Here is a 21,642-nt window from a genome sequence, read left to right on the forward strand (position 1 = left end):
CCTCAGGCGCGCAGCGACCGCGGCTCGATGGTGCCCCGCCACAGCGCCCGCGCGTCGACCGTGCTCGCCCGGTAGGGCAGCGTGGCGAGCCGGTCGATCATGCCGGGCACCGGGTCGTCGATCGCGTCGACCAGGCCGAACAGGAACGACCACTCGTGCTCGTCGCTGCCGTAGTGCACCACGGTGCCGAAGTGCTCGTGGAAGCGCTGCCACGACCGCTTCAGGACCTCGTTGCGCCACAGCGTCGCGCAGCCCGCCTGCGCGGCGAGCACCCCGCCCGGCGCCAGCCGCTCCCGGCAGCGGGTCAGGAACTCGGCCTCGTAGAGCCGGTTGTGCTGCGCCTCCTCCGGCCGCTCGTCCGGCAGGTCGATCACGATGACGTCGTAGCGGGTGCCGGAGGCCGCGGCCTGCGCCAGGAAGTCCCAGCCGTCCGCGTAGTGCACGGTCACCGGGCCGTCGCCGCGCACCGCCGCCGCCAGCTCGTCCTGCGTGTAGCCGTAGGGGAGGTGCCGCGCGCACAGCTCGACCTCCAGCCGGTCGATGTCGACGTGGTCCACCCTCGTGACCCCCGCCGCCACCGCCATCTGGCTCGCGACGCCCTCGCCGGAGCCGATGATCAGCGCCGAGTCCAGCTTCTCGGCCAGCACGAAGGCCGGGACCATCATGGCCTCGTGGTAGGTGAGCTGGGCGGTCTCGGTGGACTGCCGGTCGTTGTCGGAGAACAGCGTGATGCCCTGCTCGGTCCGCGCGATCACCATGTGCTGGTAGGGGGTGTGCGTGTCGACGATGACCTCGGAGACGTCCCAGATCCGGGTCAGCCCGGGCGCGAGCGGCTCCGCGACCCGCTGCCCGGCGCGCCCGCGCGGCACCGTCGACATCCGCACCTCGGCCGGGTCGAGCGCCTTGCGCAGCAGCTCCACCGCGTGCTCGGCGCCGGTGCCGAGGCTGCCGCAGGTGAAGACGTCGACGAAGATGTCGCCCGACTCCGGGTAGGTGTGCAGCGAGGCGTGCGACTCCGCGAGCAGCGCGAGCACCGTCGCGCCCTGCGGCTCGAACTTGCGCCGCACCATGTCGCAGACGGTCGCGCCCGCCTCGGTCAGCGCCTCGCGCAGCGCGACCTCGAGGCGCTCCGGATCGTCGCAGAGCGCCGCGTCCACGCCACCGAATTCGGCCAGCACATGCCATCCGGTGAACTCCGCCGTCATGCTTGCACCCACTCTCGCTCAGCGCCCGCGACATACACCGTCAGGGGCGGAAAACCGTTGAAGGACACCGACGAATAACTCGCCGTGTAGGCGCCGGTGTCGAGGATTCGGACGCGATCGCCCGCTCGCAGTGTGACCGGGAGCAGGACGCGCGTGCATTGATACAATACATCGTCGCCGTCACAGGTCGGCCCGGCCAGCACCGCCTCGGCGACCGGGTCGCCGTCCCGCTCGGTGGCGATCCGGTACACGATGTACTCGTTCTCCGTCTCGGCCAGCCCGCTGTAGCGGCCGACGTCCAGGTAGATCCAGCGCCGCCCGTCCGGCGCGGTCCGCACCGCGACCACCTCGCAGTGCAGCTCGCCCGCCGCGCCGGTCAGCGCCCGGCCCGGCTCGACCACCAGTTCGGTGCCGGGCGGCAGGTGTTCGCGCGCCGCCGCGGTGATCACCGCGCCCAGCTCGGTGAGGTCCGGCGCCGGGTCGGCGTACGGGATCGGCAGCCCGCCACCGATGTTCACGCAAGCCACGGCGATGCCCGCGGCCGCGAGCTCGGCGGCCATCCGGCCCGCCTGCTCCAGCCCGATCCGCCAGGCGGCGGGGTCGGTCTGCTGCGACCCGACGTGGAAGTACGGCCCGGCGGGCACCAACCCCAGGTCGCGGGCCGCGGTCAGCAGCGGCACGACATCGCCGGGGGCACAGCCGAACTTGCTGCCGAACGGGGTGCGCGAGGGCGGCGTCGCGGGCAGGAACCGACACTCCACCTCGGCGCCGGGTGCCTGCTCCGCGATCCGGTGCAGGTCGTCGGCGGTGTCGAAGGCGTACCGGCGCACCCCGCGCGCGTGCGCGCCCGCGATCTGCGCCGCCTTCTTCACCGTGTTGCCGTAGCAGAGCAGCTCCGGGGCGATCCCGAGCCCGAGGCAGAGCTCGATCTCGCCCGGGCTCGCCACGTCGAACTCCGCGCCCGCGGCGGCGAGCGCCAGCAGCACAGCGGGAATCGGGGTCGCCTTGACCGCGTAGCGGATTCGCGCTCCCGGCAGCGCCGCGCCGAGCGCGCGGTAGGCCGCCGCGGCCCGGTCCGGGTGGATGACCAGGTACGGCGAGGTCGAGCCGTCGATCACCCCGCGGCCACCGTGACCTCGTCGAAGACCACCTCGCCCGCGGCGTCCGACTCGGCGAGGTCGACGACCGCCTCGATCGCCCAGCCGTGGTCGCCGTTCGGGTCGGCCAGGGTCTGTCGCACGTGCCAGAACTCGGGGCGCTGCTCGACCCGGAAGAGCTGCGGGCCGCGGGCGTCGGGGCCGGTGCCGATCTCGCCGTACTCCGCGAAGTACGGCTCCAGCTCGGCCTCCCAGTCCGGCTCCGCGTCGAGTTCGGCGAGCGCGGCCCAGCGCCGCAGCGCGGCCAGCTCGACCCGGCGGAACAGCGCGTTGCGCACCAGCACTCGGAAGGCGCGCTCGTTCGCGGTGATCGGCCGCACCGCCTCCGCGCCGTAGGCCAGCTGCTGCTGGTCGGCCTCGGCGCCGGGCGCGGTGAGCTGCTCCCACTCGTCCAGCAGGCTCGAATCCACCTGCCGCACCAACTCGCCCAGCCACTCGGTGAGGTCGTCCAGCTCCTCGGTGCGGGCTGCCTCCGGCACCGTGCGGCGCAGCGCCCGGTAGGCGTCGGCCAGGTAGCGCAGCACGACGCCCTCGGAGCGGGCCAGCTCGTAGTGCGAGATCAGCTCGGCGAAGGTCATGGCGCGCTCGATCATGTCCCGCACCACCGACTTCGGCGCGGGCGCGAACTCGGAGACCCACGGGTGCCCGGCGCGGTAGGTCTCGAAGGCGGGCTCGATCAGCTCGGCCAGCGGCTTGGGCCAGGTGACCTCCTCCAGCAGCTCCATCCGCTCCTCGTACTCGATGCCGTCGGCCTTCATCTCGGCCACCGCCGCGCCCCTGGCCTTGTGCTGCTGCGCCATCAGCAGCTGCCTGGGGTCCTCCAGCGTCGACTCGATCAGCGAGACCACGTCGAGGGTATAGCTCGGCGCCGCGCGGTCCAGCAGCTCGAGGGCGGCCAGCGCGAACGGCGAGAGCGGCTGGTCCAGCGCGAAATCGCGCTGCAGGTCGACGGTGAGCCTGGCCATCCGGCCGTACCGGTCCGGCTCGTCCAACTGCTGCACCACCCCGGCGTCGCGCAGCGCGCGGTAGAGCCGGATGGCGCGCAGGATGTGCCTGCGCTGCGCGGGGCGCGGCTCGTGGTTGTCCTCCAGCAGGTGCCGCATGGCGGCGAAGCAGTTGCCCGGCCGCGCGATCACGTTGAGCAGCAGCGAGTTCGTCACCCGGAAGCGCGAGACCATGGGCTCGGGTTGCGCGTCGACCAGGCGCAGGAAGGTCTCCTCGCTCCAGGAGACGAAGCCCTCCGGCGGCTTGCGCCGCTGCACCTTGCGCTGCTTCTTGGGGTCGTCGCCCGCCTTGGCCAGCAGCCGGGTGTTCTCCACCTCGTGCTCGGGGGCCTGCACCACGACGGTGCCCATGGTGTCGAAGCCCGCCCGCCCGGCCCGCCCCGCGATCTGGTGGAACTCCCTGGCCTTGAGCCGCCGGGTGCGGGTGCCGTCGTATTTGGTGAGTCCGGTGAGCAGCACCGTGCGGATCGGCACGTTGATCCCGACGCCCAGCGTGTCGGTGCCGCAGACCACCTTGAGCAACCCGTCCTGGGCCAGCCGCTCCACGAGCCTGCGGTACTTGGGCAGCATGCCCGCGTGGTGCACGCCGATGCCGTGCCGGATCAGCCGGGACAGGGTGCGGCCGAAGCCCGCGGCGAAGCGGAAGTTGCCGATGGCGGCGGCGATGGCGTCCTTCTCCGCGCGGGTGGCGAAGTTGACGCTGGTCAGCGCCTGCGCCCGCTCCAGCGCGGCGGCCTGGGTGAAGTGCACGACGTAGACCGGGGCCTGGTGCGTGGTGACCAGCTCCTCCAGCGTCTCGGTGATCGGCGTGCGGGCGTAGGAGAAGGTCAGCGGCACCGGGCGTTCGGTCCCGCTGACCACGGCGGTGGCATTGCCGGTGCGGCGGCGCAGGTCGTCGGCGAAGAAGTCGACCTCGCCGAGCGTCGCCGACATCAGCAGGAACTGCGCGCCGGGCAGCTCCAGCAGCGGCACCTGCCAGGCCCAGCCGCGATCGGGGTCGGCGTAGAAGTGGAACTCGTCCATCACCACCTGCCCGACCTCGGCCGCCGCGCCTTCGCGCAGTGCCAGGTTGGCCAGGATCTCGGCGGTGGCGCAGATGATCGGGGCGTCGGCGTTCACCGCGGCGTCGCCGGTCACCATCCCGACCCGGTCCGCGCCGAACAGCTCGCAGAGCGCGAAGAACTTCTCGCTCACCAGCGCCTTGATCGGTGCGGTGTAGTAGCTGCGCACCCCGCGGGTCAGCGCGAAGAGGTGCGCGCCGACCGCGACCAGCGACTTGCCCGAGCCGGTGGGGGTGGCCAGGATGACGTTCGAGCCGGAGGCCAGCTCCAGCAGCGCCTCGTCCTGCGCCGGATAGAGCGCCGTGCCGCGCTCGGCGGCCCAGGCGCCGAACGACTCGTAGAGCGCGTCGGCGTCGGTGCCCGGAATGTCGAGCAGCTCGGTCAGATCCACTCCGACCACCCTACGCACCGGGCCGTCGGGCCCGGCCGCTCGGCTCAGCGGGTGCCCGGCTCGTCCTGGTCGTCGGTGCCGGTCTGTTCGGCGAGGAAGCGCTCGAACTCGGCGCCCAGCTCGTCACCGCTCGGCAGCTCGCCGTCGCCGACCAGCAGACTGGACTGCCGCTCCTGCGCGGTCACGAAGCTGTCGTACTGCCGCTCCAGTGCCTGCACCACCGTCTCCACCTCGGGGTTGCCCGCGATGTGCTCGTTCACCTGCTCGCGGACCCGCGCGCCCGCCTCGCCGAGCGCGGCGAGCGGGAAGTCGAGCCCGGCATTGTCGGCGACGTTCTCCAGCAGCGTCTGCGCGGCCTCGGGGTAGGCGGTCTGCGCCAGGTAGTGCGGCACGTGCACGCTGAACCCGACCGACTCGTAGCCGTGCTGCCCCATCCGGTACTCCAGCAGCGAGGAGGCGCTGCCAGGAACCTGGAGTTCACCGGGCCAGCGCTGGTGGTCGCCGATCAGCGAGCGGTCCGAGGAGTGCGCGGTGACGCCGAGCGGGCGGGTGTGCGGGATCGCCATCGGGATGGCGCTCAGCCCGACGGTGCGGCGCACGCCGAGCTGCTCGGCCAGCAGCCGCACCGCGGTGGTGAACTTCTCCCAGCGCAGGTCCGGCTCCATCCCGGCCAGCAGCAGGAACGGGGTGCCCGCGGTGTCGCGCAGCGCCCACAGGTTCAACTCCGGCTCGGCGTAGTCGGCGAAGTGGTCGGTCTTGAAGGTCATCAGCGGGCGGCGGGACCGGTAGTCCAGCAGCTCGTCCACGTCGAAGGAGGCGACCAGCTCGCTCTCCAGGCTCTCCCGCAGGTGCGTGGTGGCCAGCCGCACCGCGTGGCCCGCGTCGGTGAAGCCCTCCAGCCCGTGCACCAGTACCGGCCCCGAGCCGTCGGGCGCCGACAACTGCGGAGCGGGGAACTCCAGTTCGTACATCCGCGACTCGTTGTCCATCGCGTACTCCTTCCTGCGCGATCCGCCGCATCCGGGGCGGGGGAACTCTCCGGCTCACACGCCCGCCTGCCGTGCTGCGAACCCTGTTCCATTGTCGCTCATGGAACTCGTGCCGCGTACCGGGCCTTTCCCGGTCGTCGCGCACCCGCTCTCGGCAACGCCCGAATGGTGCCGGGACATTCCCGCGCTGCTGCCGGGGTACCCGGGGACACCGCTTCCTCACCTGCGATTTGCGGCGTGGCCTGACCCGACACGCCGTCCCGGTGTTGCAGAGTGGGGGCGTGACCCCCGTCTCGCCGCCACCGCGCCGCCTCCTGCCCGCCTGCTGGCTATCGGCCGCGGTGCTGGCGCTGGCGGGCTGCGGCGCGGTGCTGCCGGGCGCGCCCGGCTCGGCCGAGCAGACCACGATCGGCGCCCCGGTCGGCGCGGAGCTCGCCGCGCTGGTGCCCGCGCCGGACGCCTTCCCCGCCGGGTACCCGGCGGTGGTGCTGCCCGCGGAGGCCGCCGCGCAGGCCGCGGCCGACCTGGACGGCGTCGGCCCGGGCGCGACCGTCGAACCGGCACGCTGCGCCCCGCCCCCCGAGCTCGCGGGCCCTGCGGTCGCGGTCGGCACCGACGAGGAGTCCAGGTCCAGCCTCACGGTGGAGCTGAGCCGCACCGACCAGCCGCTGGCCCGGCTGCGCACCCGGCTCGCCGAGTGCGCGAACGTCCGGGTGCTCCGGGCGGGCGCCGCCGCGACCGTGGTGACCGACCTGCTCGATGAGGCCCCCGACGCCGCGCCCGCCCCGGACGACGCGCTCGCGCTGCTCCGCACGGTGTCGCCGGACCGCGGCGGCGCCGCGCTCACCCAGACCATGCGCACCGTGATCGGGCAGGTGGGGGATGTGCGCATCACCGTGACCGGGATGGTCTTCGGCGGCTCCGAGCCGGAGCCGGGCCCGGTGGACGAGCTCTTCGCCACCGCGGTCGAGCGGGTGCGCGCAGGCTGAGTTGTCCCCAGCGGCGCGGTTGTCCCCAGGGTTTCTTCCGCCCCAGCTCGGGGCCGGGCTCGGCGGCGGGGCCGCGGGCAGAGTGGCGCCATGTCCACTCCAGCGCACTCGCTCCCCGGCCCGCCCGATCCCGGCGGCGGGGCACCGCCGCAACCGGGGCGGCGCCGCACCCGGCTCGCCCGCCCGCCGCTGCGCTGCGCCGACGATCCGCCGCCGCCCCGCTCCGAGCCGCCGACCGTCCACCTGGGTGAGCCCGGCGCGCTGCTGGCCTCCGTGCCCGCCATGGTCGGATTCACGCCGGAGCGCTCGCTGGTGATCCTGGTGCTGCGGGTGCCGCCCGGGCAGCCGGTGCCGCAGGGCGCGGCGCGGGTGGACGCGGTGGTCCGCTTCGACCTGGAGGGCGAGCGCGGCGCCGCGCTCGCCCGCCGACGCCGTCGCCGAGTGCGTCGCGGGCATCGACGGCCCGGGGCGGGTGCAGCAGATCATCGCCGTCGTCGTCGACGAGCCCGGCCGCGGAGACCGCGACCACGCGCTGATATCCGGGCTGGCCGGGCACCTCGCCGCCGCCGGTCTCGGGCTCGGCGCCGCCTACACGCTCCCCGGCTTCACCGCGGGCGCCCCCTGGCGGGACCTGCTCGATCCCGCGGCCGCGGGGCTGCTCCCCGACCCGGCCGACTCCCCGGTGGCTTTCGGCCACGTGCTGGCCGGGCAGCCGCTGCGCGGCTCCCGCACCGAACTCACCGACCTGGTCGCCGCGGCGCCGGAGCTGGCCGCCGCGGTCGAGCGCGAACTCCCCGCCGTCGCCGCGGCGGGCCGCGCCGACTACGCCGCGGCGGTGCGCCGCGGGGTCCCGCTCGACCACAGCAGGCGCACCGCGGAATTCGTGCTGTGGCAGATCTCCGCGCTGGAATCCGGCGCGGAGCCACTGCCCCGCGAGCTGGCCGGGATCGCGGTCGCGCTGCGCGACCGCGCGGTGCGCGACGTCATGTTCGCGCTCGCCGCGGGGCCGCACGCCGCCGCGGCCGAGCGGCTCTGGCTGTTGCTCACCCGCGCCCTCACCGGCGCCGACCGCGCCGAAGCGGCCGCGCTGCTCGGCTACAGCGCCTACCTGCGCGGCGACGGCCCCTTCGCGGGCATCGCCTTCGACATCGCGCTGGACGCGCTGCCCGAGCACTCCATGGCGGTGCTGCTGGAGGCGTCGCTGCGCGCAGGGATCCGGCCCGCGCGGCTGCGCAGGCTGGTGGCGTGCGGGTACGAGTCCGCCACCGATCTCGGGCTGAACCTGGGGCCGCGGCCGTGACCGGCGGCGTGCGTCAGGAGGTGGCGGAGGCCGGTGCCGAGTGCGCCCGCGCCCCGAGGCCGCGCAGGAATTCCCAGGCGTCGGAGACGATCTCGTCGAGGTCGTTGTGCTCGGGCCGCCAGCCCAGTTCCCGGATGGCGCGCTCGCTCGCCGCCACCAGGGTGGCCGGATCGCCCGCCCGCCGGGGCGCGTCCACCGCGGCGATCTCCAGCCCGGTGACCCGCCGCACCGCCGCGATCACCTCGCGCACCGAGAAACCGGTGCCGCTGCCGAGGTTGTAGATCCGGTGCGTGCCCGGCTCGGAGCTGGTGAGCGCCAGCAGGTGCGCGTCGGCGAGATCACGGATGTGGATGTAGTCGCGGACGGCGGTGCCGTCCGGGGTCGGCCAGTCGGTGCCGTACACCGCGATCGACTCCCGGTGCCCGGCCGCGACCTGGAGCACGAGGGGGATGAGATGGGTTTCCACCACGCGGTTCTCGCCGAGCCCGCCGTAGGCGCCCGCGACGTTGAAGTACCGCAGGCTGGTGGCGGCGAGGCCGTGCGCCACCGCGTAGGAGGTGATGGCGTGGTCGATGGCGAGCTTCGAGGCGCCGTACGGGTTGGTCGGCCGGGTCGGTGCCTCCTCGGTGATCGGCACCTGCTCCGGCTCGCCGTACACCGCGGCCGTGGAGGAGAAGACCAGCCGCCCGGTTCCGCTGCGGCGCAGCGCCTCCAGCAGCGTCAGCGTCTTCACCACATTGCCGTGCCAGTACTTCTCCGGCTGCTGCACCGACTCGCCCACCAGCGACTGCGCCGCGAAGTGCAGCACGCCGTCGAAGCTCTCCGAGCCGATCAGCTCCACGCCCGCGGTGGCGATGTCGCCCTCCACGAAGCGGGCGCCCGCGGGCACGCCCTCGGCATTGCCGGTGGACAGGTCGTCCACCACGACGACCTCGTGCCCGCGCTCCAGCAGCACCTGCGCGCAGACGCCGCCGACGTAGCCCGCGCCACCCGTGACCAGAAGTTTCACGTATCAGACCAGTTTCACCTGGATGGCGTGCGCCATCTCGTCGGACAGTTCGAAGCCCTGGTGGCCGGGCACCGTGATCAGCACCGAGCCGGGGCGGTTCTCCACGGACACCCTCGCATCCGGCACCACGCCCGCCTCACGCAGGTTGCCGATGACGTCCGGGTCGGTCTGGATGTGCTCGGCGAGCCTGCGCACCACGACGGCGTGCACCTGCCCCGGCGCCAGCTCGGAGAGCCGGACCAGCTGCTCCTCGCCGGAGTGCACGCCGATCACGCCGAGCTCGTCCAGGCCGGGGATGGGGTTGCCGTAGGGCGAGGTGGTGGGGTTGTTGAGCACCTCGACCAACCTGCGCTCCACGTCCTCGCTCATGACGTGCTCCCAGCGGCAGGCCTCGGCGTGCACGTTCTGCCAGTCCAGCCCGATGATGTCGACCAGCAGCCGCTCGGCGAGGCGGTGCTTGCGCATCACCGCGACCGCCATGCCGCGGCCCTTCTCGGTCAGCTCGAGGTGGCGGTCACCGGCGACCAGCAGCAGGCCGTCGCGCTCCATCCGGGCGACCGTCTGGCTGACGGTGGGACCGCTCTGCTCCAGCCGCTCCGCGATCCGCGCGCGCAGGGGTACGACGCCCTCTTCTTCCAGGTCGTAAATCGTACGGAGATACATCTCCGTCGTATCGACCAGATCCTTCACCAGTCACCCCTTCGTCAACACGAATTCTACCCGGGAACGGCCACGCCACTGGAAACGCACTCCCGTGTATTTCTACTGCATGTCAACGCTTCGCGGGGTTCCGTGCTTCCCGCTAGCGTTGCGAGCATGGCCACTGAATCGGCGGAGCCCTCCGCGACGGTCGTCTGGAGTGATCGTTTCCTGGATTACACCTGGACGCCGGAGCATCCGATGAAACCGGCGCGGCTCGATCTCACCATGGCGCTGGCCCGGGAACTCGGGGTGCTCTCCGGTGTCGAGACGGTGCGCGCGGAGCCCGCCGGAATGCCGGACCTGCTGCGCGTGCACACCCCCGAATACATCGACGCGGTGCGCCACGCCGTACCGGAATCCGCCCCGCGGCCGAATCGCCCGACGGCGCCGCTGTTCGGGCTCGGCTCGGACGACAATCCGGTGTTCCCCGGAATGCACGACGCCGCGTCGGTGATCGTCGGCGGCACGCTCGCGGCGGCGCGGGAGATCGCCGAGGGGCGCACCCGGCGGGCGGTGAGCATCGGCGGCGGCATGCACCACGCGATGGCGAATTCGGCCGCGGGCTTCTGCATTTACAACGACGCCGCGGTCGCCATCTCCTGGCTGCTCGACCACGGCTTCGACCGGATCGCCTACGTCGACGTCGACGTGCACCACGGGGACGGGGTGCAGCGCGCCTTCTACGGCGACCCGCGGGTGCTGACCGTCTCCGTGCACCAGCACCCGGCGACGCTCTGGCCGAGCACCGGCTGGCCGGACGAGGTCGGGGCCGGGCCCGCCGAGGGCACCGCGCTGAACCTGGCGCTGCTGCCCGGGACCAGGGACGCCGCCTGGCTGCGCGGCTTCCACGCGGTGGTGCCCGGCGCGCTGGCCGCCTTCCGGCCGCAGATCCTGATCAGCCAGTGCGGAGTGGACACCCACCGCGAGGACCCGCTGGCCGACCTGGAGCTGACCGTGGACGGGCAGGTCGCGGCCTTTCGCGCCATGCGCGAGCTCGCCGACCGGTACGCCGATGGCCGCTGGCTCGCGGTCGGCGGCGGCGGGTACGGGCTGATCCGGGTGGTGCCGCGGGCCTGGACCCAGCTGCTCGCCACCGCGCTGGATCGGCCGCTGCCGCCGGAGACGCCGGTGCCGGAGGCGTGGCGGGAGCGGGCACGGGTAATCGCGCCCCGGGTGGAGCCGCCGACGGTCATGGGGGAGGGCGGCGACACCCGCTACCAGCCGTGGGACGGCCCAGGGGGCGCCGTCGACACCGGCGACGCGCAGGTCGATCGGGCCCGCCGCGCCGTCGACACCGCCGTGCTCGCCACCCGCCGCGCCACCTTCGGGCTGCTCGGCCTCGACCCGGAGGATCCCCGTGACTGAGCCGTTCGCCGAGGAACCAGGCACCCCCGCGGTGCCGCCCCCGCCGCCGCAGCACTGGTTCGCCGACGTGCTCGCCTCGGACGGCGGCGTGGTCCGGGTGCGGCCGATCACCCCGGACGACGCGGACCGGCTGCAGGAGTTCCACGGCAGGCTCTCCGAGCGCAGCCGCTACCTGCGCTACTTCGGCCCCTACCCGCGGATCTCGCCGAAGGACCTGTACCGCTCGACGCACGTCGATCACCGCGACCGGGTGGGGCTGGTCTGCGAGCTCGGCGAGGCGATCATCGCGGTCGGCCGGTACGAGCTGCTCGACCGCGCGGGCGCGCGGGCCGCGGAGGTGGCCTTCGTCGTCGCCGACGAGCACCAGGGCCGCGGCCTCGGCTCGGTGCTGCTCGAGCACCTCGCCGGTGCGGCCGCGGAGAACGACATCGCCACCTTCGTCGCCGAGGTGCTGGCCGAGAACACGGTGATGGTGACGGTCTTCCGGGAGGCCGGCTACCAGGTGGAGCGCTCGCGCGACGGCTCCGTGCTGCACCTGGAGTTCGCCATCGACCCCACCGAGGCGCTGCTCTCGGTGCGCGACGCGCGCGAGCGCGCCTCCGAGGCGCGCAGCGTCGGCAACCTGCTCGCCCCGCGCTCCGTCGCGGTCATCGGCGCGACGCCGGGCACCGGCCGGGTCGGCGGCGTGGTCCTGGCCAACCTGCTGGCCGGGGTCTTCCAGGGGCCGGTGTACCCGGTGAACCCGAACCGGCGCTCGGTGCGCGGCGTGCACGCCTACCCGACGGTGCGCGACATCCCGGACGAGGTCGACCTCGCGGTGGTCGCGGTGCCCGCCGCCGCCATCGACTCGGTGCTCGACGACTGCCTGGCCAAGCGGGTGAAGGGGTTGCTGGTGCTGACGGCGGGCTTCGGCGAGACCGGGGAGGACGGCGTCGCCGCGGAGCGGCAGCTGGTGGCCGCGGCCCGCGGCCACGGCATGCGGGTGGTCGGGCCGAGCGCGCTCGGCATCGCCAACACCGACCCGGCGGTGGCGTTGAACGCCACGCTGGCGCCGCTGCTGCCGCACCGCGGCCGGATCGGGTTCTTCTGCCAGTCCGGGCCGCTCGGCGTCGCCATCCTCGGCCAGGCCGCGGCCCGCAACCTCGGGCTCTCCACCTTCGTCTCCGCGGGCAACCGCGCCGACCTCTCCGGCAACGACCTGCTGCAGTACTGGGACACCGACCCGGGCACCGACGTGGTGCTGCTGTACCTGGAGAGCTTCGGCAACCCGCGCAAGTTCAACCGGATCGCGCGCCGGGTGGCCAGGCACAAGCCGATCGTCGCGGTCAGCAGCGGCAGGCTCGCGGCGCGCGCCACCCCCGAGGGCGACATGGACCGCTCCATTGTCCGCGATCTCTTCGGGCAGGCCGGAATCGTGCAGGTGGACTCCATCTCGGAGCTGTTCGACTGCGCCGCGCTGCTGGCCTACCAGCCGCTGCCCGCCGGGCCGCGGGTCGCCGTGGTCGGCAACAGCGCGGCGCTGAACTGGCTGGCGGTGGACGCGGCCAGGGGCGAGGGGCTGCTGGTGCAGCGGCCCGCCGAGCGCGAGCGCACCCGGCCGCGGCTGCCGCGCCCCACCGAGCGCTGGGTGGACCACGACGACCAGCAGGAACCGGTGGACCTCGGCCCGCAGGCCACCCCCGGCGAGTACTTCGACGCGGTGGTGGCGGCGCTGCGCAGCGCGGAGGTGGATGCCGTGATCGTGGTCTTCGCGCCGCCGGTGCCGCTGCCCATGGCCGGGTTCGCCGATGCCATCCGGGCCGCCGCCGCGGCGGTGCCGGAGGTGAGCAAGCCGCTGCTCACCACCTTCATGGCCGAGGAGGGGCTGCCGAACCTGCTGGCCGCGCGCGGCGAGCACGCCATCCCGGCGCGCGGCTCCATCCCGTCCTACCCCGACCCGGAGCGCGCGGCGCTGGCGCTGGCCAGGGTGCGCCGCTACGCGGACTGGCGCACCCGCCCGGCCTCGGCGGTGGTGCGCCCGCCCGGCATCGCCGCCGAACGCGCCGCGGAGCTGGTGCGCGGCTGGCAGGCGGCCGACCCGGAGGGGCGCTGGCTCACCGATATGGAGGCGGTGCGGCTGCTCGGCTGCTACGGCATCGAGGTGGTGGAGTTCCGCGAGGTGCACAGCGCGGACGAGGCGGTCGCGGCGGCGGCGGAGCTCGGCTACCCGGTGGCGGCCAAGGCGACCGGCGAGCTGTGGCGGCGGCGGGCCGATCTCAGCGGGGTCCGGCTGGATCTGTGGCGTCCGGAGGCGGTGCGGCAGGCCTACGCGGACCTGGTCGCGCTCTGCGGCGACCCGGTGCTGCACGTGCAGAAGATGGCGACCAAGGGGGTCGGCTGCGTGCTGCGGGTCACCGACGACCCGTCGTTCGGCTCGGTGCTGGAGTTCGGGCTCTCCGGGCTGATCATCGAGATGCTCGGTGACCGGGCCTACCGCGCGCTTCCGCTCACCGAGGACGAGGCGGCCGCGCTGATCGATGCCCCGCGCGCGGCGCCGCTGCTCTCCGGCACGCCAGCCAGTCCGCGGGTGGACAAGGCGGCGCTGGTCGAGCTGGCGCAGCGCATCTCGGCGCTCTTCGACGACCTGCCCGAGCTGCGCGAGCTCTCCTTCGACCCGGTGCTGGCCGCGCCGGGGGAGGCGTCGATCCTGTACGCCAGGGCGCGCTTCGGGCCGGAGCCGAGCCGGTTCGACATCGGCCCGCGCCGGTTGGCCTGACCGGACGGCGGCCGGAGCGAACATCCGGCATCGGGGTGTCGATCGGGCGATCGACATCGGAAAACGCTCCGCGCCGGGCGATCTTGTCGGACAATCTGGTGCGCACGGGTCGGGGGGATAACACCGAGCCCGGGTGCGGCGATCTTGTCGCGATCACTGCGTCTGACCGGAGAGGGAACCTCAATGCACAGCATCAAGACCGACCCGTCTGTTCGTACCGCCGCGCGCCTCCGCGGCCGAGCGGCCCGGCTCGCCCGCACCGCGGGCCTGTTCGCGCTGGGCTGCGCGCTCTCGGCCTGTTCGGTCTCGATCGGCGGCGATCCGAAGATCGCCGAGGCCGACCTGGAGAACTCGGTGCAGCAGACGCTCGCCGAGGAGGTCGGGCAGACCCCCGATGCCATCGACTGCCCCGGCGACCTGAACGGCAGCGTCGGCACCACCATGCGCTGCACGCTCACCGCGGGCGGCGACACCCTCGGCCTCACCGTCACCGTCACCAGCGTCGAGGGCGACACGGTGAACTACGACGTGCAGGTCGACCAGCAGTAGCGGCACCACCCGGAGGGCACACTGGGCCGATCGGAGGGATCGGCCCAGGCTTCTTCGATTGTTCGGAGCGGGATCAGCTGGCGTAAGCGCGGAGCCGGTCGGCCCGCTCGCCCTTGCGCAGCTTGGTCATGACCTCGCGCTCGATCTGGCGCACCCGCTCGCGGGAGAGCCCGAAGAGCTTGCCGATCTGGTCCAGGGTGCGCGGCTGGCCGTCGTCGAGGCCGAAGCGCAGCCGGATGACCTGCTGCTCGCGCTCGTCCAGGGTGGCGAGCACGCTGCGCACGTCGCGGTGCAGCAGCCCGGCGATCACCGCGGACTCGGCCGAGGTGGCCTCGGAGTCCTCGATGAAGTCGCCGAGCGGGGCCTCCTCGTCGTTGCCGACCGGCATGTCCAGGCTCACCGGGTCCCGGCTGTGGTCGAGCAGGTCGGCGATCTTCTCCACCGGGATGCCGGACTCGGTGGCCAGCTCGGCGTCGGTGGCCTCGCGGCCCAGCTGCTGGTGCAGCTCGCGCTTGATCCTGGCCAGCTTGTTCACCTGCTCCACGAGGTGCACGGGGAGCCGGATGGTGCGGCTCTGGTCGGCCATGCCGCGGGTGATCGCCTGCCGGATCCACCAGGTGGCGTAGGTGGAGAATTTGAAGCCCTTGGCGTAGTCGAACTTCTCCATCGCGCGGATCAGCCCGAGGTTGCCCTCCTGGATGAGGTCTAGCAGCGGCATGCCGCGGCCGGTGTAGCGCTTGGCGAGCGAGACCACGAGGCGCAGGTTGGCTTCCAACAGGTGCGAGCGGGCCGCCTGGCCCTCCCGGACGACGACCGCCAGATCACGCTTGCGCGTGGCGGAGAGCCGCTTGCCGGTCTCCAGCAGGTGCTGCGCGTACAGACCCGCCTCGATGCGCTTCGCCAGCTCCACCTCGTCGGCCGCGGTGAGCAGCGCCGTCCGGCCGATTCCGTTCAGGTACACACGGACCAGGTCGGCGGCCGGGCTCTGGGCATCGATATCGGCATCGCTGGGGCGCACACGAGTCGTGGCGGGGCTTGTCATGACTTGCCTCCTGTCGGTGGTGTCTCACTCCGGTCAACGGAACCGACAGTGAGAAAGTTCCCGGAGACCGCCCGGGTAAACAGGCTCTGGCCTGCGCTTTCGATCACCATCGGCTGAGAAGTTCCTGAGAAGGGCGCCCCGTCGAGAACGCGTGTGCGTGGCTACACCGGCACCACCAGACCGTGCCGGACCAGCCCCGTCACCAGGGTCAGTACCGCGTTCGCGAACTCGGGGGTCGTCTCACCGGGGCCGTGCGCGAGGGCGAGCAGTTCCGTCAGATCGGACAACGCCAGACCGTCCGGGCGCATTCCCGCGAGCAGCGCGATCCCGGCTTCGTCCACCTCGTGCTGCCAGCGCGGACCGTCCCCCCGGTGCACCCGCGCGACCAGCGGTTCCCACCCCTCCGGCCCGGCCAGCGCGACCCGCTCCAGTGCGGTGGCGTCGGGGACGAGGAAGCGCGCGTTCCAGGCGACCTCCGGGTCCGCGGCGACCGCGCGCAGCCAGGCCGAGCGCTCGAACCAGGCGGTGGCCTCCGGGCCGAGCGGGTCGTCGAAGCCGTGCGTCAGGTCCTCGGCCAGCAGCTCGGTCGGCCCGTCGACGGCGCGCAGGTAGACGAAGCCGAAGCCGACCCCGGTGACGCCATCGGCCTCGAAGGCGTCGAGCCAGGTCTCCGCGCGGCGCTGCGCCTCCGGCTCGCGCGGGTCGAGCCCGGCATCGCGCAGCCAGGTGCCGACGTAGAGCGCCGGGTCGGCGACGTCGCGCTGCACCACCCAGGCGTCGATGCCGTGCGCGGGCAGCCAGGAGGCGACCCTGGCCCGCCAGTCCTCGCCGTCGCGGTGCACCCAGGCGGCCAGCAGCGCGGCGGTGCCGCCGGGGGCGAGCAGCTCCGGCGCGGTGGAGATCACCAGCTCGCTGGCGCCGTCCAGGGCCAGCCCGGAGTCCCGGTAGGTGTGCTCGACCCGGGCGGGCCCGACCACGAACGGCGGGTTGGCCACGATCCGGTCGAACCGCCGCCCGGCCACCGGCTCGAACCAGGAGCCCTCGAGCAGCTCGACCTCGAGGCCGTTCAGCGCGCAGGTGGCCGCGGCCAGCGCGAGCGCGCGCGGGTTCACGTCGGTGGCGGTGACGGTGCGCGCGGACGACGCGGCGTGCACAGCCTGCACGCCGCAGCCGGTGCCGAGGTCGAGCACGGTGCCGGTCGGGTCGGTCGGGGTGGCGCGCAGCAGCGAGAGCGAGGCGTGCCCGACGCCGAGCACGTGCTCCTCGGTCAGGGTGCGGCGGCGCATGGAGTCGTCCAGGTCGGAGATGATCCAGCGGGTTCCGGCGCCCGCGTCCAGCGGGCGCAGGTCGAGCGCGGCGCGCACCGCGTCGCCGTCGCGCTGCAGCAGCCCGGCGGCGACGGCGTCCGCGAGCTCGACCGGCGCGAGCGCGGCGGCGGCGGCCTCGGCCCGCACGTCGTCGTGCAGCAGGAAGAGCGCGATCAGCGTGCCGAGGTCGCCCGCGCCGCGGGCGGCGCGGCGCACCGGGACCGGCTCGGAGCGGCCGAGCGCGGCGTGCGCCGCGGGGCCGAGCACCGCGAGCAGCGTGTCGGCGTCGTACCGCGCCCGCTGCAGCGCGGTGCGCAGGCCGGGGCAGAGCGCGGTCAGCGCCGAGCCGGGGGTGTCGGTGCGGAGGGCGAGGTCGTCGGGCACGCCGCTACTCTGCCACCGCCGCCGCTCAGACTCCGTGCGGGTCGCGGGCGGTGAGGCAGTAGGGGTGGCCGTCCGGGTCGGCCATCACGATCCAGTGCTCGAAGCGCTCGACGATCGTGGCGCCGAGCTCGGCGTGGTGTGCGGCGGCGGCCGCCGGGTCGGAGGCGGCGAAGTCGAGGTGCGCGCTCGCCTGCCTGTCCTCGTCCAGCCGCTGCAGCAGCAGGTCGTAGCCGAGGCCGGGCCTGCCGCGCAGCAGCGCGAACTCCGGGCGGCGGCCGACCCGGTAGGGCAGCCCGGTGAGGCGGCGCCAGAACTCGGTCTCGCGCTCGATATCGCTCGCCCCGATGTCGAGGCAGACCTGGTCCAGCCGGGTGGTGACGCCGTCGGGGCCGTGCACCGGCGGCCGTTCGCCGGGTTCGGCGCGGCCGTCGGGGGTCAGGCAGAAGGTGAGCCCGGCGGGGGAGCGGAAGACGGCGTAGTCCGGGTGGTCGAGCACCAGCTCGGCGCCGAGCCTGGTGGCGGTCTCCCGCGCACCGGGCACGTCGGCGACGTCCAGGTCGAGGTGTACCCGGCCGCCATCGGGGACCGCCTGCATCTTCAGCGTGCCAGGGCCCGCGGCGGGCTCCAGCGTGACGAACTCGGAGACCGCGCCCCGCTTCGCCGACACCGTGGTGCCGGTGACCGCCGCCCAGAACCGGGCCGACTCGTCGAACCCGGCGGCGGGGCGGTCGAGAAAGGCCCAGACCCACTGGATCATTCGCAGCTCCTCGCCTCGATTCGCCCCGACCCTAGAGCGCGGCCGCCGCCGCTGTCGAGCCTGGCGGGATATCGGCGGTTCCTGTCGGAACTGCCCCTCGCGGGCGGCCGCCCTGGTGCGGCAGGATCTGCCGGTGACCGCGATCCGCACCGCCCGCCGCCCGGACGCCCCGGGCCGGTGGCCGCACCCCGCCTGGACCGTTGCCGCCGTCGGCTTCGTCGCGCTGATCGGCGCGGCCGCCTTCCGCTCGGTGCCCGGCGTCCTGCTCGATCCGCTGCACGACGAGTTCGGCTGGTCGCACGGGACCATCGGTACCGCGGTCTCGCTGAACCTGCTGCTCTACGGCCTGATCTCGCCGTTCGCGGCGGCGCTGATGGACCGCTTCGGCATCCGGCTCGTCGTCGCCTGCGCGCTGGTGCTGGTGGCGCTGGGCAGCGGGCTCACGGTCTTCATGACCCAGCCGTGGCAGCTGGTGGCGACCTGGGGGTTGCTGGTCGGGATCGGGGTCGGCTCGATGTCGATGCCGTTCGTCGCGACGATCACCTCGCGCTGGTTCGTCCGGCACCGCGGGCTGGTCACCGGGGTGCTCACCGCCGCGGGCGCGACCGGGCAGCTGATCTTCCTGCCGCTGATCGCCGGGCTGGCCGACCGGCACGGCTGGCGGCTGCCCGCGCTGGTGGTGGCCGCCGTCGCGCTCGCCGTGGTCCCGCTGGTGCTGCTCTTCGTCCGGGACTACCCGAGCGATGTCGGGCGGCTCGCCTACGGCGCCCCCGCGGGCAGCGCGGCCGGGACCAGGGTGGCGGTCGCGGGCGGCGCGCTGCGGGCGCTCACCGTGTTGCGGCGGGCCGTGCGCCACCCCGGCTTCTGGCTGCTGGCGGCGGGCTTCGCCATCTGCGGCGCCTCGACCAACGGGCTGGTCGGCACGCACTTCATCCCCGCGGCGCACGACCACGGCATGCCGGTGACCACCGCGGCCGGGCTGCTGGCGCTGGTCGGCGTCTTCGACGTGGTCGGCACGATCTGCTCCGGCTGGCTCACCGACCTGGTCGATCCGCGGCTGCTGCTGGTCGGCTACTACAGCCTGCGCGGGCTCTCGCTGCTGATCCTGCCGCACCTGTTCGCGCCGCAGACCGAGCCGAGCATGTGGGTCTTCGTGATCTTCTACGGGCTGGACTGGATCGCCACCGTTCCGCCGACGGTCGCGCTCTGCCGGGAGATCTTCGGCGACGACGGGCCGGTGGCCTTCGGCTGGGTCTTCGCCTCGCACCAGGTGGGCGCGGCGATCGCGGCAACGGGCGCCGGGGTGATCCGGGATCTGCAGGGCAGCTACACGCTCGCCTGGTACCTGGCGGGCGGGCTCTGCGGGCTGGCGGCGCTCTGCTCGGCCTTCATCGCGCGCCCGCGGGCGGCGTCACTCGACGGCGCGGTGCGGCCGTGACTCCAGGGCCGGGCGCGGGCGGTCCCAGCGGCTCGGCTCGTCCTTGCTGCGCGGCGGGCGGTCGTTGGCGATCAGCACCGCGATCCAGGGCAGCGGGATCGAGACCGCGATGATCAGCAGCGAGATCAGCGCGTTGCTCCACAGGCTGTAGGCCAGCGCGGCGAGCAGCAGGCAGGGGATCCTGGCCGCCATGATGATGGTGTAGCGGCGGACCCTGGCCCGGTGCTGGTCCTCCAGCGAGGGCGCGGCCTCGGTGATCAGGACCGGGTGGTCCTTGCCCGCGGTGAAGAAGCCGCGCGATCGTTCGGGGCGGGTGGTGGAGTCGGAGGCGGGCTGCTCGGTGCGGCGCTCGTCGGCGTCTCGGGGGTCGCCGTGCTGGTGCATGTGTTCGAGTGTTCCACCGTTCGCCGCCGTGCGCATCGGCCGGGGTGGGTGAAGTGCGGCATCATGGAGGGCGTGAGTACTGACACCCTGGTGCGGCCGGACACCACCACCGACGAGACGACCGCCGACGACACCCCCAAGTTCTTCCACTACGTGAAGAAGAACAAGATCGCCGAGAGCGCGGTGATGGGGACGCACGTGGTCGCGCTGTGCGGCGAGGTGTTCCCGGTGACCCGCTCCGCCAAGCCCGGCTCGCCGGTCTGCCCGGACTGCAAGAAGGTCTACGAGCAGCTGCGCAAGGGCGACTGAGCGCCGAACTCCGTCGACCGGGCGCGCTCACGCCCCGGTCGGTTCGGCGTGCCCGGGTGCGATGTCGGCGGGGCGCGGTTCCTCGGCCGCTTGCGCGCCGCTCCGGTCGGCCGGTGCGCCCGCGCCCGCCCGCCCCGATGCCGTGTCGTCCGGCCGGACCTCAGCGTTTCGCGGCGTCCGCTGGGCTTCTTCGGACGTCCGCCGCAGCGGCTCGATCTCCGCGGCCGTCTGCTGGGCGGGTCCGGTTCCCGCGGTGGTCCGCCGGACCGGCCCAGGTTCCGTGTCGGTCTGCCGGACGGGCACTGGCGCATCAGCGCCCCGCCGGGCGGGCTTCGGCGGGCCCGGGCGCTCGGTGCGGCGCCCGCGGGGGCGCTGCACGATCCCGTTCCCGAGCACCCGGTACGCCAGCCACTCCTTGGTCCGGTCGAGCCGCGACCCGCGGGCGGGCCACAGCTCCTGCACGGCGGCGTTGAACTCGGCGCCCAGGATCACCGCGAAGCCGAGGAAGAACGTGAAGAGCAGGAAGGCGATCGGGGTGGCCAGCGCGCCGTAGCTGACCCCGGAGGCGGTGACCCAGGCCAGGTAGCGGCGCAGCAGCTCGCTCGCCGCCATGAAGAAGACGGCGGCCACCAGTGCGCCGCCGAAGAGCCGCAGCCAGGGCAGCGAGCGGTGCAGCGCCAGCTTGTAGAGCGTGGTCAGCCCGATGATCAGCAGCAGCCCGGCCGCGGGGTAGTAGAAGCCGTCGAGCAGCCGCAGCCCCGGCTCGCGCCAGCCGTCCGGCAGCGCCCGCCCGATGAGCGCGGGCCCCAGCGCCACCAGCGGCAGGATGAAGACCGCCGCCACCAGGAACAGCAGGTAGAGCAGCAGCGCGAAGATCCGCTGCCACACCGGGTGCCGCGCCTCGTGCTGGTCGTGCGCCTCCACGATGGCGTCGACGAAGGTCGCCATCGCCGACGACCCGGCCCAGAGCGAGAGCACGAAGCCGAACGACACCACCGCGCCGCGCCCGCGGCCGAGCACGTCCTGCACGGTCGGTTCGATCAGCTCCTCGACCACCGACGGGCTGAACAGGTCGCGGCTGAACGCGATGATCTTGCCCTCCACGATCTGCACCGTGTCCGGGCCGAACCAGCCGCCGACGTAGCCGAGGCTGCCGAGCAGCCCGAGCAGCAGCGGCGCCAGCGACAGCGTCTGCCAGAACGCCGCGGCCGCCGACTTGGCGAAGATCGACCCGTCCCAGCTCTTGACCGCGGTCCGCACGACCAGCCGCCACGCCTGGCTGCCCGCGTGCCGCAGCCGCGCGCGCACCGGCGCCCGGTCGGCGCCCGGCTGCTGCCCGGTTGCCGAGGGCGGCTCGGAGCCGGTGGGCGGGTTGTCGGTCATGGTCCTTACAGCATTACTCACCGGTCGCTCGCGCACCGGACCGGCAGGCTGTCCCGGCGATGAATCCTTCGACGGCGGCCGCGTGGCCGCGCCGGTTGTGACGGATGTCGCCCACCGCCGCGTCGGTTTGGCGACACGCCGCGAGCGGCCGTTAGGGTCTAC

General features: G+C 73.7%; 18 protein-coding genes. 7 read left to right on the forward strand and 11 right to left on the reverse strand.

The window, feature by feature from the left end:
- Nucleotides 1-2: 2 nt before the first annotated feature.
- The 4 genes from speD to ACFUUZ_RS19050 all read right to left on the reverse strand — a co-directional run bounded on the left by speD (nt 3) and on the right by ACFUUZ_RS19050 (nt 5,807).
- Nucleotides 3-1,205, reverse strand: coding sequence for an adenosylmethionine decarboxylase (speD, locus tag ACFUUZ_RS19035; protein ID WP_378697888.1), 1,203 nt, complete (start codon nt 1,203-1,205; stop codon nt 3-5).
- Complete coding sequence (locus tag ACFUUZ_RS19040; protein ID WP_378697890.1) at nt 1,202-2,323, reverse strand: type III PLP-dependent enzyme; 1,122 nt, start codon at nt 2,321-2,323, stop codon at nt 1,202-1,204. Before ACFUUZ_RS19040 ends, speD begins: the two co-directional genes overlap by 4 nt.
- The gene (locus ACFUUZ_RS19045; protein ID WP_378697949.1) at nt 2,320-4,794 is read right to left on the reverse strand and encodes a DEAD/DEAH box helicase; all 2,475 of its coding nucleotides are present in this window, start codon (nt 4,792-4,794) and stop codon (nt 2,320-2,322) included. The genes ACFUUZ_RS19040 and ACFUUZ_RS19045 overlap by 4 nt, the downstream gene beginning before the upstream one ends.
- Nucleotides 4,795-4,862: 68 nt before the next feature.
- Nucleotides 4,863-5,807, reverse strand: coding sequence for a proteasome assembly chaperone family protein (locus tag ACFUUZ_RS19050; RefSeq protein ID WP_378697892.1), 945 nt, complete (start codon nt 5,805-5,807; stop codon nt 4,863-4,865).
- A gap of 281 nt (nt 5,808-6,088) precedes the next feature.
- Here ACFUUZ_RS19050 and ACFUUZ_RS19055 point away from each other — a divergent pair, with 281 nt between their 5' ends.
- Together ACFUUZ_RS19055 and ACFUUZ_RS19060 are read left to right on the forward strand one after the other, a co-directional pair.
- The gene (locus ACFUUZ_RS19055; RefSeq protein WP_378697894.1) at nt 6,089-6,796 is read left to right on the forward strand and encodes a sensor domain-containing protein; all 708 of its coding nucleotides are present in this window, start codon (nt 6,089-6,091) and stop codon (nt 6,794-6,796) included.
- A 472-nt stretch (nt 6,797-7,268) separates the two neighbouring features.
- Nucleotides 7,269-8,096: a DUF4192 domain-containing protein gene (locus tag ACFUUZ_RS19060; RefSeq protein WP_378697896.1), complete on the forward strand. Its 828-nt coding sequence runs from the start codon at nt 7,269-7,271 to the stop codon at nt 8,094-8,096.
- Nucleotides 8,097-8,109: 13 nt separating this feature from the next.
- Here ACFUUZ_RS19060 and galE read toward each other — a convergent pair whose 3' ends face one another.
- Nucleotides 8,110-9,105 (reverse strand): UDP-glucose 4-epimerase GalE, encoded by a 996-nt coding sequence (gene galE / locus ACFUUZ_RS19065; RefSeq protein ID WP_378697898.1) that lies wholly within the window; start codon nt 9,103-9,105, stop codon nt 8,110-8,112.
- Between the two features lie 3 nt (nt 9,106-9,108).
- The gene (locus ACFUUZ_RS19070) at nt 9,109-9,795 is read right to left on the reverse strand and encodes a metal-dependent transcriptional regulator (protein ID WP_378697900.1); all 687 of its coding nucleotides are present in this window, start codon (nt 9,793-9,795) and stop codon (nt 9,109-9,111) included.
- A gap of 126 nt (nt 9,796-9,921) precedes the next feature.
- Here ACFUUZ_RS19070 and ACFUUZ_RS19075 point away from each other — a divergent pair, with 126 nt between their 5' ends.
- The 3 genes from ACFUUZ_RS19075 (at nt 9,922) to ACFUUZ_RS19085 (ending at nt 14,476) form a co-directional block, all read left to right on the forward strand.
- Nucleotides 9,922-11,172 carry an acetoin utilization protein AcuC gene (locus ACFUUZ_RS19075; RefSeq protein ID WP_378697902.1) on the forward strand — a complete coding sequence of 417 codons (1,251 nt, stop codon included), beginning with the start codon at nt 9,922-9,924 and terminating at the stop codon, nt 11,170-11,172.
- Nucleotides 11,165-13,927, forward strand: coding sequence for a GNAT family N-acetyltransferase (locus tag ACFUUZ_RS19080; protein WP_378697905.1), 2,763 nt, complete (start codon nt 11,165-11,167; stop codon nt 13,925-13,927). Before ACFUUZ_RS19075 ends, ACFUUZ_RS19080 begins: the two co-directional genes overlap by 8 nt.
- Nucleotides 13,928-14,110: 183 nt before the next feature.
- Nucleotides 14,111-14,476, forward strand: coding sequence for a DUF4333 domain-containing protein (locus ACFUUZ_RS19085; protein WP_378697907.1), 366 nt, complete (start codon nt 14,111-14,113; stop codon nt 14,474-14,476).
- Nucleotides 14,477-14,549: 73 nt separating this feature from the next.
- On the opposite strand, the gene ACFUUZ_RS19090 is transcribed toward ACFUUZ_RS19085, so the two are convergent.
- From ACFUUZ_RS19090 to ACFUUZ_RS19100, 3 genes are all read right to left on the reverse strand, one after another.
- Entirely contained in the window at nt 14,550-15,518 is a 969-nt protein-coding gene (locus ACFUUZ_RS19090; protein ID WP_378697909.1) for a sigma-70 family RNA polymerase sigma factor, read from the reverse strand.
- A gap of 161 nt (nt 15,519-15,679) precedes the next feature.
- Complete coding sequence (locus ACFUUZ_RS19095) at nt 15,680-17,209, reverse strand: methyltransferase (RefSeq protein WP_378697911.1); 1,530 nt, start codon at nt 17,207-17,209, stop codon at nt 15,680-15,682.
- 25 nt (nt 17,210-17,234) lie between these two features.
- Entirely contained in the window at nt 17,235-17,966 is a 732-nt protein-coding gene (locus tag ACFUUZ_RS19100) for a VOC family protein (protein ID WP_378697913.1), read from the reverse strand.
- 133 nt (nt 17,967-18,099) lie between these two features.
- On the opposite strand from ACFUUZ_RS19100, the gene ACFUUZ_RS19105 reads away from it, so the two are divergent.
- Nucleotides 18,100-19,404: an MFS transporter gene (locus ACFUUZ_RS19105; RefSeq protein ID WP_378697915.1), complete on the forward strand. Its 1,305-nt coding sequence runs from the start codon at nt 18,100-18,102 to the stop codon at nt 19,402-19,404.
- Here the strand turns inward: ACFUUZ_RS19105 and ACFUUZ_RS19110 are convergent.
- On the reverse strand, nt 19,378-19,788 hold the full coding sequence (locus ACFUUZ_RS19110) for a DUF3099 domain-containing protein (RefSeq protein ID WP_378697917.1): 411 nt from the start codon (nt 19,786-19,788) through the stop codon (nt 19,378-19,380). The genes ACFUUZ_RS19105 and ACFUUZ_RS19110 overlap by 27 nt on opposite strands.
- A 72-nt stretch (nt 19,789-19,860) precedes the next feature.
- Here ACFUUZ_RS19110 and ACFUUZ_RS19115 point away from each other — a divergent pair, with 72 nt between their 5' ends.
- The gene (locus ACFUUZ_RS19115) at nt 19,861-20,097 is read left to right on the forward strand and encodes a DUF3039 domain-containing protein (RefSeq protein WP_067656785.1); all 237 of its coding nucleotides are present in this window, start codon (nt 19,861-19,863) and stop codon (nt 20,095-20,097) included.
- A gap of 27 nt (nt 20,098-20,124) precedes the next feature.
- Here the strand turns inward: ACFUUZ_RS19115 and ACFUUZ_RS19120 are convergent, their stop codons facing one another.
- On the reverse strand, nt 20,125-21,480 hold the full coding sequence (locus tag ACFUUZ_RS19120; protein ID WP_378697919.1) for a YhjD/YihY/BrkB family envelope integrity protein: 1,356 nt from the start codon (nt 21,478-21,480) through the stop codon (nt 20,125-20,127).
- Nucleotides 21,481-21,642 lie beyond the last annotated feature (162 nt).

This window comes from Nocardia sp. NPDC057353 (assembly GCF_042667085.1).
In the GTDB taxonomy this organism is placed as follows: Bacteria; Actinomycetota; Actinomycetes; order Mycobacteriales; family Mycobacteriaceae; genus Nocardia.